This is a genomic window from Ligilactobacillus sp. ESL1201 (assembly GCF_058503265.1).
The window spans coordinates 337,585-353,146 of the sequence record NZ_CP196362.1; the positions used below are offsets into that span (position 1 = coordinate 337,585).

The window sequence follows — 15,562 nt, forward strand, 5'->3', positions numbered from 1 at the left end:
CGAACTGCCTTTGTAAGTACTACTGATGAATCAGTAAGACTTAGGCTAGGATAAGAGAAGCCACTCTCAAGTCTCTCGCAAAAGACTTCGTTTACATGTGTTTTGGATGTTAGGAAAATGCAGACTTTCATCAACCGCTGCTCGCTCAAAAATTCGCTAACGTTTACTTAGCATGTAATTAACACGTTTTGTTAAATTAAAATTAGTATACAAAAATAAAATTAAGCAGTCAATGGTTAATTTTAATTATTTTATCATTTAAGATTAAATGAAGTTTTATGCACGATTTTTTGGAATTAATTGAACTATTTTGCACGTTTTTGATTGATTTGTAAGCGCTGATTTGCTAGGATAGGAGCTGGGAGGTAGGTGAAATGCTAGCAGAAAAAAGGCGACAAGTGATTTTAGCGATGTTGAAGGAAAACGACGTGGTCAAGCTGGCCGATATTTGCAAGCAGACCCATTGTTCGACCTCATCTGCACGACGTGATTTAGTGGAATTAGAACGGCAGGGAGTCTTGCTGCGCGTTCATGGAGGTGCAAAGATCAAATACGCGCTGCAACGCGAGTTAGATATGCAGGGTAAAAGTGCGCAAAATGTGGCGGCTAAAGAAGCAATCGCTAAGTTAGCGGCCCGCCAGATCAGTGCACACGACGTGTTATTTTTAGATGCGGGAACTACGACTTTGGCACTTATTTCTAATTTGACCCCGCAACAAAATCTCACAGTTGTTACCAATGGCGTTTTGCACGCTTCACGTCTAGCCGACCGCAATATCAAAACGATTTTATTGGGTGGCATTTTAAAAAATACTACTAAGGCGATCGTGGGCGCTAAGGCAGTGCAAACTTTGCGGCAGTATCGTTTTAATAAGGTTTTTTTGGGGATCAACGGCATTCATGTCAGTTATGGGTTAACGACCCCTGATCCGCAGGAAGCGGTGCTCAAAAAAACGGCGCTAGAACAAGGCGAGCAGTCCTTTATCTTAGCCGATGCGACTAAATTTGAAACCGTCTCATTTGTTAAAGTTGCTCAGCTAGCACAGGCTACCATCCTAACGGATCATTTACCGCGCACTATCTACGAGAAGTACAGCGCGCAAACTAATATCAGGGAGGAAAGCTGTAATGATCTACACAGTCACAGTTAATCCTGCGATCGATTATATCGTGCGTTTGTCCGAGCTAACACTGGGACAAGTTAACCGCATGCAATACGACAATTTTTTACCGGGAGGAAAAGGGATCAACGTTGCCCGCATTTTACAAGAACTCGGTTATCAAAGTACTGCCTGGGGATTTTTAGGAGGATTTACCGGTGATTTTGTGGAACAAGCCCTGCAAGAAAAGGGCTTGCGCACTAATTTTACTAAAATTGCTGCCAATACCCGGATCAACGTCAAGATCAAAGCACAGGAAGAAACAGAAATCAACGGACAAGGCCCCCGGATCACAGCGGCAGAATTGGCGGCTTTTACCGCGCAGTTTGAAAAATTGACGGCGGCAGATACCGTGATTTTTGCGGGAAGTTTAGTTCCGGGAATGGGGACGGATTTTTATGCTAATTTGATTCAAATTATTCGTGCCAAGGGAGCACAATTTGTGATTGACACGACCGGCGATAGTTTACGCCAAACGCTTCCCCAACATCCTTTGGTGGTCAAACCCAATAACCATGAACTAGCAGAGTTGTTTGGCGTTCAGTTGAACAGTTTGGCTGAGATTGTGACTTACGCCAAAAAGGTATTGGCTTTAGGTGCACAGCACGTTTTAGTTTCCATGGCGGGTGACGGCGGATTGTTAGTTACCGCCGACAAAGTTTACCGTTCCCAAGCGCCTAAGGGCACGGTGATCAATTCCGTTGGTGCTGGTGATTCCATGTTGGCCGGTTTTACTGGCACATACGCACACACCAAAAATGCGTTAGAGGCATTTCGCTACGGGTTAGCGTGCGGGTCGGCGACGGCCTTTAGCGAAGACCTAGCTACTAAAGAACAGATCGATTCTTTATTGCCCCAAATTGAAATTACTGAGTTGTAAAGGAGGAATAAAAAATGGATATTCGCGAGTTATTACTCAAAGATATTATGATCATGGATCTGCAGGCAACTACTAAAGCCGAAGTGATCGATGAGATGGTTCATCATTATTACGAAAAAGGTATTATTGATGACGAACAGTTATACAAAAAAGATATTTTAGCACGTGAAGCCGAAACTTCGACCGGAATGGGTGATGGGATCGCGATTCCCCACGCCCACGATAAGGCAGTTAAAAAAGCAGCGGTGATGTTTGCCCGCAGCGTGAAGGGCGTCGATTACGATTCGCTAGACGGCCAACCTGCGCATCTCTTTTTTATGATCGCAGCTCCCGAAGGTGGGGACAACACTCACTTACAGGCACTGGCAGCATTATCGCAGGTATTATTAGACCCTAAAGTAGTTACTGATTTGAAAAAGGCCGAAACGCCGCAACAAGTGCAAGATATTTTTGCGGTGGCGGTTACCAAAAAACAAGAAGAAAATCAAAAACAAGAACAGCAAGAAAAAGAGCAGGAAAAAGCCGCCGCTGCCAGCGATAAACCGTATATCGTAGCGGTAACAGCCTGTCCTAACGGGATCGCTCATACTTACATGGCCGAAGATAATTTGAAATCGACGGCGGCTAAGTTGGGGATCAATATCAAAGTCGAAACTAACGGCTCAGAAGGCACGAAACACCGGCTGACGGCTGACGAAATTGACCGGGCTGCAGGTGTCGTGATCGCGGCCGATAAAAAAGTTGAAATGGGACGTTTTGACGGTAAGCCGTTGGTTAACAAGGCCGTGATCGCCGCCATCAAAGAACCGGAAAACTTATTGCAGGCTATTTTAAAGGGAGAAGCGCAGACTTACCATGCAACTGGTGATGAAGCCGGTGCTAGTGCGAGTTCGTCTTCAGGCGGTTCGGTTTGGAGTAATATTTACCGCCAGTTAATGAACGGGATCTCACACATGTTACCGTTTGTCATTGGCGGCGGGATCTTAATGGCGATTTCGTTTATCGTAGAAAATTATGCCGGCGGTCCTAAGTCACTAGCATTTATCTTTTTAAATAATGCGGGCAACATGGCGTTTGCGTTTATGGTGCCGATCTTGGCTGCTTATATTGCAGAGGCGATCGCCGATCAACCGGCGCTGATGCCCGGGTTTGTCGGTGGCTTTATGGCGACGGTCTATACCGGTTCTTACGGTGGCACGTATACGGCGAACGTGATGATGAACGCTAAGTCACCGGCTGGTTTTTTGGGTGGTTTAGCCGCTGGTTTTATCGCCGGTTATTTGATGCTCGGACTGAAAAAATTATGTGCTAACTTGCCAAAATCTGTTAGTGGGATGAAGTCAATGCTGATCTTCCCAATTTTAGGTTTGCTATTCATGGCACTGATCATGTTCTTTATCGTCAACCCGATCTTCTCGGTGATCAACGTCTGGATCACCCGTTTCTTAAACACGATGGGTACCGGCAACGCCGTGTTACTTTGCTTAGTGTTAGCTGGCATGATGTCGATCGATATGGGTGGCCCGTTCAACAAAGCCGCTTATGTCTTTGCGGCCGGTGCGTTTGCTAACGATCCAAAATCGGCACAAGCAGCGATGTTGATGGCTGCCGTGATGGTTGGTGGTATGGTACCACCATTTGCAACGGCGATCGCTACTGCTTTCTTTAAGAATAAGTTTACCCAAGCAGAACGCCAAGCCGGAGTAACGAACTGGATTTTAGGCTTCTCCTTTATTACCGAAGGCGCGATCCCGTTTGCTACGGCTGATCCAGGACACGTGATCCCTTCTTGCGTGCTGGGGTCTGCGGTAGCCGGCGCAATCGTTGGTTGGTTGAAGATCGGCGTTCCTGCTCCTCATGGCGGCTTTTGGGTTTCACCGTTGGCTACTAACATTTGGGGTTATTTCTTGGCAGTGATCGTCGGTGCGATCGTTGCTGGTTTAGTGTTAGGTTTGTGGAAAAAAGCCAAAGCGCCTGAAGAAGTTTAAGCAAAGTAAAAAGGCAGTTGTGATAAAAGTGTTTGGTAGTTGAACACTGGTTTAGTTTCAAACTATTATTATTATGTAATTTAAGAGTACCTGAGGCAAACGACGTTTTGTTTCAGGTCTTTTTTATGCTTAAAAATCCGCTTACATCAGCCGATAGTATGTATGAAAGGAAGTTGACTAAAATGCTCAATGGAATTTCAAATTACAACAGTATGCCACCGGCAACGCCGAATGCTAAAATTAGTAGTGAAAAGTGGCTGTTAGGTGCCTATGAATATAGCAAGTATGGCGATTTTAAAAGGGTAATAAGCTACTGGACGAATCTGAAGCAAATGTTGTAGCGACTAGGTAATAGCGAAATAAAAGACGAAGTAAAACCGACTCAGGTGGTAGTTAAAAATTATTCGGTATTATTTAGTGGGAGTCGGGGCAAAACGGCTTTCTTCTTTTTTATTGCGGGTAGATATGGTAAATTGAATTAATGGAGGTGGGTTAATGCTGACAATTGCACTAATTGGTTCTAATATTTTTGCACCGGGGGGCACGACGCGCAGTAATTTAAATTTAATGGAAGAATTTGGTGCGCGTCACAGCGTTATTACATACTATAATTACCGTGAATTTAGTGTTACCGACTTACATAAATTACGCCAAGAACACAGTGCGGCGCGAGAAGTCAAGTTCGAGCAGTTTGAACGCTTGTTTGCGCCTGAACTTCCCCAGTACGACTACATTTTGATCACCAGGGAAAGTTTATTGCCGGTCGCTTCTTTATTGCGGCAAAAATGTCCGCATAGTTGTTTGATCGGTGAGATCCACACACCGCTGAGCTTATTGCCGTCACGTTTACCGGGCTTAGAGTACCTATCATGTGTCCGGGTAGCGACGCCTTCGATCAAGCTGGCGTTTGCTAAAAAATACAACTTTCATCGCATTTACGTCCAAACTGTTAGCATGGCACACTTACATTTTAGTACACCACAGACTGGTGCTACGAGCAATTTACTGTTACACGCGCGCTTTGTCGATGAGCAAAAAGACATTAGCTATGCCATTCAGCTGCTGGATGAACTAGTCAACCAGCAAGAACAGCAGCAATTTGTCCTCTATTTAAACGGTACCGGTCCCGACGAATACCAGTACCGCCGCCAGATCAAACAATTAGGACTGCAAGAAAACGTGCTGGTCAACCAAGAAGTTCCCGCGGATTATCTGGGATTATCATCGGCTAAGGTCGAAACTCTCGGCTATTCGATCGTTGAAGCAATAGCGGACGGGCATTATGTGGCGGTTTACCAAGGAGACGATCAAGTCGTTTATGAAAATCTTCACCTGTTGCCAGCAATCAGTTGGTTACAAAAAGACCTCCAGCAAGACGCGCAGTTGTTACTGACATTAGCGCAAAAAATACCGGAGGAAGATGACTTTAAGCGTTCTAGTCATATTTTACGGGAGATGGTCGGCGATTACGTCGCGAAGATGCAAGAGTATACGGCGCCGTTCCAGACTTTTAACCCTCAAGTGCCGCCGTTATCAGAGGAAACGGTGCAAAATTTGCTGGTCAAACGAAATGGTAAGAGTCATGTTAATGTGGCAGCTAAGATCTACCATTGGTTGCAAACGATCCCGGTGCTGGCTCATGTGTTATCGTTACTGTTACACAGGTAAAAAGAGCCACGACTATTATTTAGTCCGCGACTCTCTTTTGGCTTCCAGCGTGTTTTTAAAAATCAGCCATTTGCTGATCAGATAATTGATGATTCCAACGACGGTATTATCAAAAAGTTTGACCCAAAACGACGGGTAATGCAAAATTTTGATTCCCAGCCAAATGATCAAAGTATCCAGCAATAATGCTAACAAACGCGCACCAAAAAAAGCGACCAGTTCCCGTAAAAATTCGCTTAGGTCGATAAAAGGCGTTTTGAAAACAAAGAGTTTGTTGGAAAAATAGGTGGTTAGGACGGCTAAAAACCAGGCTAAGATATTGCTGATCTGGTAATGCCAGCCTACCAGTAAACACAATTCGAAGGTACCGATGTTCACGACTGTAGTGACCCCGCCCCAAAAAAGGTAAACTAAAAAAGTGCGGTGGTCGCGCCATAATCTTTTAAGCATGGGCCACCTACTTTTGCGTATGAAGCCCTAAGTCTTGCTTGATCTGACTGGTACTGACTTCGGGGGTTCGGGGTAAGTAAACGACTTTGACACCTTGTTCTTGCAGAAAATCGAATTTGCCGCGCCAATCCGCGCCGATCACGAAAGTATCGATCTGATATTTTTGAACGTCGGCTTTTTTTTGTGCCCAATTTTTTTCGGGGATCACGAGGTCGACGTAGCGAATAGCTTCGAGTAACTGTTTACGTTGTTCGTAATTGAAGTAGGGCCGGTGGTGCTTTTTTTCGAAATTAAATTCGTCTGTTGACAAGGCGACGATCAGATAATCGCCGTATGCTTTGGCACGTTTTAACAAATTGATATGACCGTAATGCAGTAGGTCAAAGGTGCCGTAGGTAATTACACGTTTGATGAAACTCACTCCTTAATTACTTATTCGTATATCATACCACTATTAGGAAATTTATTCTTTGCTCGTTAATTACTGCTTTTTTACGCTAAAAATGGTAAATTGTTTACAGTAGTTTAAAGATAGGAGGAAACTAAATGCGCATTAACGTAATTCAGCACACGCCAAGCGAAGGCCCAGGTGCTATTGCTTCTTGGGTCAAGGCTCGGGGTTATGAGATGAATGTGTATCACCCGTACTTTTTTGCTGGTAAATTACCGGAGTTAAAAGACAGTGACATGCTAGTCTTTTTGGGTGGGCCGATGAACCCGCACGACGATTATGCATGGCTCAAAGACGAAAGAAAATTGATTGCAGCCGCTTTGCAGGCGCGGGTCCCTCTTTTTGGTGCGTGTTTGGGCGCCCAGCAGATCGCACTGACTATGGGAGCTAAAGTCCACGCTGCTCCCGTCAAAGAAGTTGGCTATGCTCCCGTTGAGTTACGCAGTCAGCTGATCTCCGGTTTGCCCGACCAGTTAACGCCGTTGCACTGGCACCAAGACATGTTTGAACTTCCGGCGGCAGCTGAATTACTGTTTGCGGGTGAACTACTGGAAAATCAAGGCTTCGTTGTTAAAGACCAGGCGATCGGCTTGCAATTTCACTTAGAACCACTGGCACAAAATGTACGGACAATGCTAGTTAACGACGGCGACTATTTAGTCGGTTCCCAGTTACACCAAACGAGCGCCCAGATTTTGGCACACGAGATCCCGGCGCTTAACCAACAGGCCTTGTTCACGTTACTCGATTATTTGGTAGCGGCTGGAAATAAGCACGCTTCAGCTGACAAATAGGAGGCGAGCCGGTGTTAACTTTAACTAACATTAAAAAACATTATCACGTGGGTGACACGGTCACCAAGGCGTTGGACGGCGTTTCGGTCGCATTTCGTAAGCAAGAATTCGTCTCGATCTTAGGTCCCAGCGGTTCGGGAAAAACGACGCTGTTAAACGTGATCGGTGGGTTAGATCGTTATGATAGCGGTGATTTGGTGCTAAACGGCCAGTCGACTAAAACTTTTAGCGATAGTGACTGGGATGCTTACCGCAATAACTCGATCGGGTTTATTTTTCAGGATTATAATATTATCAGTCATTTAAGTATCGTTGATAACGTTTCGTTAGGGATGACTTTAAGCGGCGTTTCCAATGCCGTCAAAGCGCAAAAAGCGCGGGCGGCTTTACAGCGCGTGGGGTTAGGTGAGCATCTCGATAAAAAGCCGACTCAGCTTTCAGGCGGGCAGTTGCAGCGCGTGGCGATTGCGCGGGCACTAGCTAACGATCCGCAGATCTTACTAGCCGACGAGCCGACCGGAGCGTTAGACACGCAAACTAGTCACGAGATCATGGACCTGATCCAAGATCTGGCTCAAGAACGACTGGTGATCATGGTGACACACAATCCCGAACTCGCGCGTGAGTATTCGGACAGGATCATTGATTTTAGCGACGGGCAGATCAACAGCGATTCCCATCCTTACGAAAACGGGCAGACGGAAGAAAAATTCGCACTCAACCACACTAAGATGAGTTTTGCGACAGCACTAAAATTGTCGTTTACCAACATCAGGACTAAAAAGGCGCGCACGTTTTTGACGATGTTCGCTTCTAGTATCGGGATCATCGGGATCGGGGTCGTTTTGGCACTATCAAACGGCTTTCAAAAGCAGATCGATCGCACGCAAGCCGACACGTTGGCGCAATTTCCGGTGACGATCACGCAAGTTGGTTTGGACCAACAAGCTGCTGTGACGTCGACGCAAAAAGTAGCGACTAACAAACACACGGTTGTGGCTAAAAAAAGTATGTTAGATGCCGCGCAGCATATTAATCACATCGATGCTAAGTACGTTAATTACGTCCAGAAAATTAAGCCTAGTGCGGCTAAAGACTTGGCGTTCAACTACTACACCGCTAATTTTAATTTAGTGCGGCAAGTCAACGGCAAGTACCAGCCGGTGACTTTTTCCAGTAAGGATGCGACCCAACAAAGTGCAGCGAGTCCTACTGGCAGCGATTCTTTTCCCGTCGACCGGATCTTTCCGACCGACCGGCAGCACAAGATGAGTTTTTTACAGCGTAACTACCAAGTTTTAGCCGGTAAGTTACCGGTCAAAGTGACTGACGTGGTCTTAGTCACCGATAAGGATAACAATATCAATTTAACGGCGCTCAAAAATCTTGGTTATCAGGTCAAAGACGGCCAGCACCTTAAGCTGAAGGATTTAGTGGGAACGCAGTTTAAGTTGATCGCTAACGATGATTACTACCAGCAGTTAGGGCCACAGACGTTTGTGCCGGGAACTGATTACGACCAAATGGCGGAGTCCCCGCGCACCAAAACATTGACGGTCACCGCGGTCGTGCGGACTAAAGCGCAGGATTCAGATGGCTTATTACCGGCTGGTATCGCGTTAAACGACCGCTTGACTAAGCGGGCAGTGGAACAAAACCAGCATTCTCAAATCGTCAGCGCGCAAAAAAATAGTACGCAAAATGTGCTGACTAAAACGCCGCTGCAGCCCGGGACTAAAGAGCAAGTCTTAGCTTATTTGGGTGCTGCACAAGTGCCCAATATGATTCAGATCTATCCGCACAGTTTCGCACAAAAAGACCGGGTAACCGATTACTTGGACCGTTATAATCACAAACATAAAGCGGGAAATAAGATCATCTATAACGATTTGGCGGGCAACATTAGTTCGCTGACGGGGGGCTTGATGGACGCGATCACCTACGTTTTGATCGGTTTTGCGGCCATTTCGTTAGTGACGTCGATGATCATGATCGCGATCATTACCTACACTTCGGTGCTGGAACGGACCAAAGAGATCGGGGTGCTCAAGGCTTTAGGTGCGCGTAAAAAAGACATCATTAGGGTGTTTGACGCGGAGACTACGATCTTAGGTTTAGGTTCAGGAATTTTGGGCGTAGTGATCGCATGGCTGTTAACTTTTCCGGCCAACGTATTGTTAGAAAAGATGACCGACTTGAGCCACGTTGCCCAGTTAAATCCGGGACACGCGCTGTTGTTAGTTATTATTAGTACGATATTGACGGTTTTAGGTGGCCACATTCCAGCGCGGATGGCGGCTAAAAAGGACGCGGCGATCGCCTTACGTTCGCAATAAAATTAAGTAGATTAAAAAGTAAAGGAATTAATTAAAGATGGCAAAATTAAAACACAACGTTAGTACGGTGGGGCTAATTTCGATTGGCTCCGGCGGGGTGATCGGCAGTAGCTGGATCTATACTAACAGTCAGTTTTTTCACCAGTACGGTGCGGGCGGGGAGATATTCGGCCTGTTGGCAGCGGCGGTTTTGGCGATTTTTGTTTCACTGTCGTTTGCGGAATTATCAACGATTTATCCGGAATCAGGAGGAGAAGTTGTTTATGGTTACGAAGCATTTGGTAATAAGGGGGCGCTATTTGCCGGTTGGGCATTATTTGGTGCTTATCTAAGTGCCTTGGGCTTTTTTGTGACGGCTTCTAGTTTGTTATTAGCTCGCGTTTTCCCCCAGATAGCGACGGGACCGTATTATACTTTTGCGGGCGTGCGGGTCCATTATTTGGAACTAGCGATCGGCGTGGGGATCATGGTGGTAGTTTTTGCGCTAAACTATTTAGGAGCAAAACTGACCAGTAACGTGCAGACTATTTTATTTTCGTTACTCGTGATTTTAGGATTGATTTTAGCAGTCGTTGGTTTTTCGCATGGCAGCGTTCATAATTTTTGGCCGTCTTTTTATCCCAATCAAAGTGGCTGGCCACAGATTTTTCGCTTTATTTTACCAGCGATGACCTTTTTGACCGGCTGGGAGTCGATCGGTATCCTAGCTGGGGAAGCTAAGACACCGCCCCGCAAGATCGGTTGGATCGTGGTGTTAGCGATCGCGATTGCTGCTACCTATTACATTGGCGTGTTGCTTTCTTCTGCTTGGATTTACCCGTGGCACAAAACGGCGCAGATGCAGATGGGAACGATCGACGCGTTCAAGGCAGCGGGCTATCCTCTATTAGGAAACCTGGCCTTCACGATCTCTTTTGTCGGCTTAGGGACCGGTTCTTTAGCGCTGTTTTCGGCGGCACCGCGCTTAGTTTTTTCGTTGGCGGAAAAGGATATTTTGCCCCGTTACTTTGCTAAGATTCATCCAAGATTCAAAACGCCATACCGAGCAATTTGTTTGACGTTGGTACTAGTATTAAGCATTGGTTGGCTCGGTAAGGGCGGGTTAACGTATTTTTTGGATACCGGTGGTTTATTGACCTCACTTGCGTGGAGTTTCAATGCCTTTAACCTTGTACGTATTCGGCATAAACATCCGGAATTACGGGGTGGTTTTCGTAATCGGAGTTTGTTTTTACCGTTAGTTGGAGGCATCTTCGCGTTAGGAGTAGCATTAATTACGGTCATTCCGGGTACGGCGGTTTCACTAGTGTGGCCGTATGAATACGTCATTTTAGGTGCGTGGATCGTGATCGGCTTTGCTAGTTATTTCATCGGCAAAAAAGTAGCACGAACAAACGAGCTGTGAGCCAAACCGGTTAGCGGTCGTGGACTAAGTGGCACCAACATACAAATCATGTGCTTGGATTTGTCTGTTGGTCTCCTTAGGACCGAGACCGTTGGTTGGGCGAACGCGATTAAGTTTATTATTGACGGGAATACTAAAACGGAGAAGTTGAGGCAAAAGACTATTTTGTCTTAACTTCTCCGTTTTTTATTTTGTAATACTTCTGTGTTTTATTAATGGTAGCTAATTCCCTTTTTCAGTCTTTTAATAAAATTGTTATCGTCTGTCTGTAACATTAGTCCACCGTAAATTTTGCTGATGTACCAACTCAACGCACCCAGCGTCACGACCAAGATGAGCAACGAACAGGCGATCTGCCAGCCCGTCGTTGTTTGATAAATGATGCGTAGCGGCATAAAGAAACTGGAGAAAAACGGGATAAACGAGCAGATTTTTACCAGTAGTGCCTCTGAGTTTGAAATGAACGGAAAGGTGAGGAAAAATACGAGTACCAATAAATACATCACCGGGCTAGCAGCTTTGGCAGAATCCTGTGCTTGTGCTACGAGCGCCCCGCAAAATGCTGCGAGGATCGTGTAGCCGACTACGCCTAGCAATAAGAAAAGCAAGTTGATGTTACTTAAATTATGAATGATTGGCAAAAGTAAGTTATGATGCTGGAGCAAAAATGAATGACCAGCAGCAATGTGGTCGGTGATCTGCCAGATTGCCACGCCTCCGACTAAATAAATCAATATTTGGGTGCAGATCACAGCTATTACACCGATGATCTTACCGCAAAAATAAGTACTGGCAGAGGTACTAGAAAAAATGATCTCCATGATTTTAGTTCCCTTGTCGGTAGCAATTTCTTGGGCGGTGACTGCGGAGTAGGTCGCGATGATCATGTAAGCAACAAAAACTAGGATGAAAAACGACAGGATGCGTGCCATTTGGATCGTGGCGGCTGTGGAATCAGTAATTTTTTGGGTCAGCACGGGTTGGGTCTGTAATACTTTTTGCTGGTTAACGCTCAGCCGCGCGTTTTGTTGGTTTAATGCTTGTTGGTAGCCGGCCAAAAAAGTCGTAGTTTTAGCTTGGATTCCTTCTTCCATGGTTTCTTTTCCGTGGTAAGTGGCATGCAAATGTTTCCCAGTTACCCGTAAGTCTAAGTAGCCCGAGATCTTTTCTTGGTGTAACGCACGTTTGACACTGGCGCTGGTCTTGAAGTGCGGATTAACGCTGCCAGCATTTTGCTTAAGGTAAGCCTGGCGTAACTGGTTAGGTTCGGCGATGACGGCGATTCGGTCGCTGTTACTGGCATTTTTGCCACTGAAATAGCCCACACCCGCGGAAATGGCCAAAACGATGAAAGGCGAGAGCACCAGTACTAAAAACGACCAGTTCTTGACCTGGCGCAGATAGGTTTGGCAACAGATCGTCCAGAATTTATTCATCGGTTTCACCTGCTTTCATTTTAAAAATAGCGCTCAGGGTAGGTGGTTGTTGGCTAAACTCTTGGATGTAATTACCGTTAGTCAAGACGTTAAAAACCTTGGGACCGTCTTGCGGGCAAGTGAGGTGTAGTAAGTAGCGATTTTGTGGGTGTAACTGTTTAACTTCACTGACTTCGGGTAGACGCTCCAGTTCTTCTTTACTCCAAGTGGTAGTCACGAATAATTCGGTATTACCAAATTGCGCACGTACCTGATCGACCGGACCGTTTAAGACCACCTGGCCGTTTTTGAGCATTACCAGTTGGTCGCAGAGTTCCTGCACGTTTTCCATGTTGTGACTAGAAAAAATAATGGTGGTGCCGTTGTCTTTGAGTTGTAAGATCGCTTTTTTCAATAAGTCGGCGTTGACCGGATCGAGTCCGCTGAACGGCTCGTCTAAAATTAATAACTGTGGCTGTGTAATTAAGGTACAGATCAGTTGTACTTTTTGCTGATTACCCTTGGAAAGATCTTTGATTTTAGTGCGCGGTGTGCCTGTAACCGCAAATTTAGTCAGCCACTGGGGAATTTGGGGTTTGATTGCCGTACTTTTTTGATTTTTCAACCGAGCTAAGTATAAAATGTGCTGTTCGATCGTTAAGTAAGGTAGTAAGCTGCGTTCTTCCGGTAAGTAGCCGAGCTGGTCTAAGCGTTTGGGTGTGAGCGGCTGGTCGTCCCACAAAATAGTACCATCGTAATCCAAAAAGCGAAGAATACTGTGAAAGGTAGTTGTTTTGCCAGCACCATTTTGTCCGATCAGACCGGTGATCTGGCCGCTAGGAGCGCAAAATGAAACGTCATTCAATGCGTGAACTGTGCCAAAATTTTTAGCAAGGTGTTCGATTACTAGCATGGTTGGTCCCCCCTTACTTTCATTATATTAAATATGCTAATTTTGCACAAAATTGAAGTGTTCCATAATAGTTAGACATCGAAACTAACTATTATGGAACACTTCAAACTATTTTGCTTCAACCACTTTTTGGGTATCCACAAATGTTAGCCTTAATCACGTTGCTCAACCAACAAATAAATCCAAGTACAGGATTTATCTGTTGGTAACACTTAGTCTACGACTACTGACCATTTTTGTCCTAACTTTTATCCTTTTTGTAGGAGTTATACCCGCGAATGAACTCAGAGATTTCAATTGCTTTGTTCTTAAATAGCCGATTCAAGATGTCGATCACGAATTCCGGATAAACGGCAAAGCTTCCTTTTTCGCGGTAATCAGCTTGAGCTTGTTTAACTCCCAGCTCAAAATCTGTTAATCCAGAGTGGTGTCTTCTTTGTTCTTGCCAGCACGTGTAAACCTTTTTAGCATTATCGTAGTTACCAGCCTCATAATTTTGTTTTACGTAATCATGCAGTTCACTAAACATTTGTTTTTTTCTCCTTAATTTATGTCAAAATTGCTACTAAGCACTTTTTATGCGGGCGACTTAGTAACCCACGTCACGATCAACAATTTAGTAATTCAATCATTGCCGTCGTTCAAAACACATCCCGTAACCTAACGAACCTAAACGCGAAGCCAACGGTGCCCTAGAAATTTTGGGCATCGTGTCCGCTGATAAACGCGCTTTCTAGTTATATTTCCATAAGTGACAGTTTGTACTTTAGCGACTTTCCAAAATCAAACCAATTTTACTAGTTAATATTTGATTTTTACACATAATGTATTTCCAGTTCTCCCATACTACAATGTCCAGTCAAAATCATTGTAGTATTTGCATTACGTGGCTCACCGTAAATTTCCATATCAGCTAAGTTAATTTTCAAATGTTCATTATCGACCTTCCAAGATAGTGGTATATAAAGATTAACTTCACTAGCAGACATATTCAAGTCAATTGTAATAGTATTGCCAGCTGGTTTGGCTTCATCAAGGTATACATCAGCTTCGCCTAAAGATGAATTGATCGTTATACTCTGCAAGTTTTGTGAACGTACGTACCGTGAAACTGATGACAGGTGTTGATCAATAAAAATATTAGCTTCATCTGATGATTCGGATTGGTTAATAATGACATGACCATCGTGGAAATCATGACCATTATTAATGTTTGAATTAGTACCTGACTTAATATTAGATTTAATGTCAGAGCAATCAGGACCGTTTTTATGATTATTGCTGTAAACTTTTGGTCTCCAATTTTTCCTAAAAATCAGTTTCAAACCGAGCCAAAGCAACGTTGCTGCAAGCAAAAGCGTCCATGGAACCAATTTAGTGATGTGAAGCGGTCTAGCATAAATAATCAATAGAAATGCAATTGAATAAACACTAGTACACAAGCTTTTATTAACTATTCCTTCAATCAAAGAGGCACCAAAAATAATTGTCCAACAGATCGTGCCAAATCCTAAATGAAACGTAAATAAATGCAATTGGTCAAGCACTAAAAAGACGGCGGCAGAAACTAATGCGATACCCCAAAGTATTTCTTTAATCTTATACTTTTTCATTATGATGACCTTCTCTCAGTTAATCTATCGTTCAAATTATGATAGTAATGCCGCGAAACATAGACAGTTTTGTAAGAATCGCGAAAATTGATCTTGCAATTAGAAATTGACCGCGTCAACGCATAAACTTGATTCAAATTCAAAATCGTTGATTTCGACACCCGCATAAATTGGCTATTCAATAATTTTTCCAATTCATAAAGCTTATAGTTAACGGTAAATGCATCCCGCGCTGTATGAGCAATAACCTGCTTTTCTTCAGTTTCAAAAAATAAAATTTCATTTAAGCTTAAGTAATAAGATACATTATCTTTCTTGCCTTCAACTTGATCAGAGTGTTCATTGATGCTTTGCAGTTGCCGATAAATTTGTTCGATCTCTGGTGTTACAGCCTGCGTCTGAATCGTTACGGCCGGTTCCTCACTCATATCTGGATCCACTTCTATTTTTATTTTCACGCTTCTCACCTGCCCTTCATTAATTTATTTT

The 15,562-nt window shown here is 44.4% G+C and carries 15 protein-coding genes; 8 read left to right on the top strand and 7 right to left on the bottom strand.

Features of this window, described 5'->3' with window-relative positions:
- Positions 1–374: 374 nt before the first annotated feature.
- The 5 genes from ACSYSK_RS01645 to ACSYSK_RS01665 all read left to right on the top strand — a co-directional run bounded on the left by ACSYSK_RS01645 (position 375) and on the right by ACSYSK_RS01665 (position 5,696).
- Positions 375–1,151: a DeoR/GlpR family DNA-binding transcription regulator gene (locus tag ACSYSK_RS01645; protein WP_491715232.1), complete on the top strand. Its 777-nt coding sequence runs from the start codon at positions 375–377 to the stop codon at positions 1,149–1,151.
- The gene (gene pfkB / locus ACSYSK_RS01650) at positions 1,129–2,040 is read left to right on the top strand and encodes a 1-phosphofructokinase (RefSeq protein WP_491715233.1); all 912 of its coding nucleotides are present in this window, start codon (positions 1,129–1,131) and stop codon (positions 2,038–2,040) included. Before ACSYSK_RS01645 ends, pfkB begins: the two co-directional genes overlap by 23 nt.
- Before the next feature lie 14 nt (positions 2,041–2,054).
- Positions 2,055–4,028, top strand: a complete 1,974-nt coding sequence (locus ACSYSK_RS01655) for a PTS fructose transporter subunit IIABC (protein ID WP_491715234.1) — start codon at positions 2,055–2,057, stop codon at positions 4,026–4,028.
- 182 nt (positions 4,029–4,210) lie between these two features.
- On the top strand, positions 4,211–4,369 hold the full coding sequence (locus tag ACSYSK_RS01660; RefSeq protein WP_491715235.1) for a hypothetical protein: 159 nt from the start codon (positions 4,211–4,213) through the stop codon (positions 4,367–4,369).
- Between the two features lie 154 nt (positions 4,370–4,523).
- Entirely contained in the window at positions 4,524–5,696 is a 1,173-nt protein-coding gene (locus ACSYSK_RS01665) for a glycosyltransferase (protein ID WP_491715236.1), read from the top strand.
- Positions 5,697–5,711: 15 nt separating this feature from the next.
- Here ACSYSK_RS01665 and ACSYSK_RS01670 read toward each other — a convergent pair whose 3' ends face one another.
- Both ACSYSK_RS01670 and tagD read right to left on the bottom strand, forming a co-directional pair.
- The gene (locus ACSYSK_RS01670) at positions 5,712–6,146 is read right to left on the bottom strand and encodes a GtrA family protein (protein ID WP_491715237.1); all 435 of its coding nucleotides are present in this window, start codon (positions 6,144–6,146) and stop codon (positions 5,712–5,714) included.
- A 7-nt stretch (positions 6,147–6,153) separates the two neighbouring features.
- Complete coding sequence (gene tagD / locus ACSYSK_RS01675) at positions 6,154–6,558, bottom strand: glycerol-3-phosphate cytidylyltransferase (protein ID WP_491715835.1); 405 nt, start codon at positions 6,556–6,558, stop codon at positions 6,154–6,156.
- 134 nt (positions 6,559–6,692) lie between these two features.
- Here tagD and ACSYSK_RS01680 point away from each other — a divergent pair, with 134 nt between their 5' ends.
- The 3 genes from ACSYSK_RS01680 to ACSYSK_RS01690 are packed head-to-tail and all read left to right on the top strand — an operon-like array spanning position 6,693 to position 11,132.
- Positions 6,693–7,391 carry a type 1 glutamine amidotransferase gene (locus tag ACSYSK_RS01680; RefSeq protein WP_491715238.1) on the top strand — a complete coding sequence of 233 codons (699 nt, stop codon included), beginning with the start codon at positions 6,693–6,695 and terminating at the stop codon, positions 7,389–7,391.
- 11 nt (positions 7,392–7,402) lie between these two features.
- Positions 7,403–9,727 (top strand): ABC transporter ATP-binding protein/permease, encoded by a 2,325-nt coding sequence (locus ACSYSK_RS01685; protein ID WP_491715239.1) that lies wholly within the window; start codon positions 7,403–7,405, stop codon positions 9,725–9,727.
- Positions 9,728–9,764: 37 nt separating this feature from the next.
- Complete coding sequence (locus ACSYSK_RS01690; protein ID WP_491715240.1) at positions 9,765–11,132, top strand: APC family permease; 1,368 nt, start codon at positions 9,765–9,767, stop codon at positions 11,130–11,132.
- Between the two features lie 212 nt (positions 11,133–11,344).
- On the opposite strand, the gene ACSYSK_RS01695 is transcribed toward ACSYSK_RS01690, so the two are convergent.
- The 5 genes from ACSYSK_RS01695 to ACSYSK_RS01715 all read right to left on the bottom strand — a co-directional run bounded on the left by ACSYSK_RS01695 (position 11,345) and on the right by ACSYSK_RS01715 (position 15,531).
- Positions 11,345–12,568 (bottom strand): ABC transporter permease, encoded by a 1,224-nt coding sequence (locus tag ACSYSK_RS01695; RefSeq protein WP_491715241.1) that lies wholly within the window; start codon positions 12,566–12,568, stop codon positions 11,345–11,347.
- A complete protein-coding gene (locus tag ACSYSK_RS01700; RefSeq protein WP_491715242.1) occupies positions 12,561–13,460 on the bottom strand; it encodes an ABC transporter ATP-binding protein in 900 nt (299 codons plus the stop codon). The genes ACSYSK_RS01695 and ACSYSK_RS01700 overlap by 8 nt, the downstream gene beginning before the upstream one ends.
- 241 nt (positions 13,461–13,701) lie before the next feature.
- On the bottom strand, positions 13,702–13,989 hold the full coding sequence (locus ACSYSK_RS01705; RefSeq protein WP_491715243.1) for a hypothetical protein: 288 nt from the start codon (positions 13,987–13,989) through the stop codon (positions 13,702–13,704).
- 286 nt (positions 13,990–14,275) lie between these two features.
- Positions 14,276–15,073, bottom strand: coding sequence for a LiaF transmembrane domain-containing protein (locus ACSYSK_RS01710; RefSeq protein ID WP_491715244.1), 798 nt, complete (start codon positions 15,071–15,073; stop codon positions 14,276–14,278).
- Positions 15,073–15,531: a LytTR family DNA-binding domain-containing protein gene (locus ACSYSK_RS01715; RefSeq protein ID WP_491715245.1), complete on the bottom strand. Its 459-nt coding sequence runs from the start codon at positions 15,529–15,531 to the stop codon at positions 15,073–15,075. The genes ACSYSK_RS01710 and ACSYSK_RS01715 overlap by 1 nt, the downstream gene beginning before the upstream one ends.
- Positions 15,532–15,562 lie beyond the last annotated feature (31 nt).

What these genes read in the sequence shown, in the direction of transcription:
- ACSYSK_RS01700 (WP_491715242.1), bottom strand. Translation starts at nt 13,460, where the DNA reads ATGCTAGTAATCGAACACCTTGCTAAAAATTTTGGCACAGTTCACGCA.
- ACSYSK_RS01645 (WP_491715232.1), top strand. Translation starts at nt 375, where the DNA reads ATGCTAGCAGAAAAAAGGCGACAAGTGATTTTAGCGATGTTGAAGGAA.
- ACSYSK_RS01710 (WP_491715244.1), bottom strand. Translation starts at nt 15,073, where the DNA reads ATGAAAAAGTATAAGATTAAAGAAATACTTTGGGGTATCGCATTAGTT.
- pfkB (WP_491715233.1), top strand. Translation starts at nt 1,129, where the DNA reads ATGATCTACACAGTCACAGTTAATCCTGCGATCGATTATATCGTGCGT.
- ACSYSK_RS01680 (WP_491715238.1), top strand. Translation starts at nt 6,693, where the DNA reads ATGCGCATTAACGTAATTCAGCACACGCCAAGCGAAGGCCCAGGTGCT.
- ACSYSK_RS01690 (WP_491715240.1), top strand. Translation starts at nt 9,765, where the DNA reads ATGGCAAAATTAAAACACAACGTTAGTACGGTGGGGCTAATTTCGATT.
- ACSYSK_RS01695 (WP_491715241.1), bottom strand. Translation starts at nt 12,568, where the DNA reads ATGAATAAATTCTGGACGATCTGTTGCCAAACCTATCTGCGCCAGGTC.
- ACSYSK_RS01705 (WP_491715243.1), bottom strand. Translation starts at nt 13,989, where the DNA reads ATGTTTAGTGAACTGCATGATTACGTAAAACAAAATTATGAGGCTGGT.
- ACSYSK_RS01660 (WP_491715235.1), top strand. Translation starts at nt 4,211, where the DNA reads ATGCTCAATGGAATTTCAAATTACAACAGTATGCCACCGGCAACGCCG.
- ACSYSK_RS01655 (WP_491715234.1), top strand. Translation starts at nt 2,055, where the DNA reads ATGGATATTCGCGAGTTATTACTCAAAGATATTATGATCATGGATCTG.
- ACSYSK_RS01670 (WP_491715237.1), bottom strand. Translation starts at nt 6,146, where the DNA reads ATGCTTAAAAGATTATGGCGCGACCACCGCACTTTTTTAGTTTACCTT.
- ACSYSK_RS01665 (WP_491715236.1), top strand. Translation starts at nt 4,524, where the DNA reads ATGCTGACAATTGCACTAATTGGTTCTAATATTTTTGCACCGGGGGGC.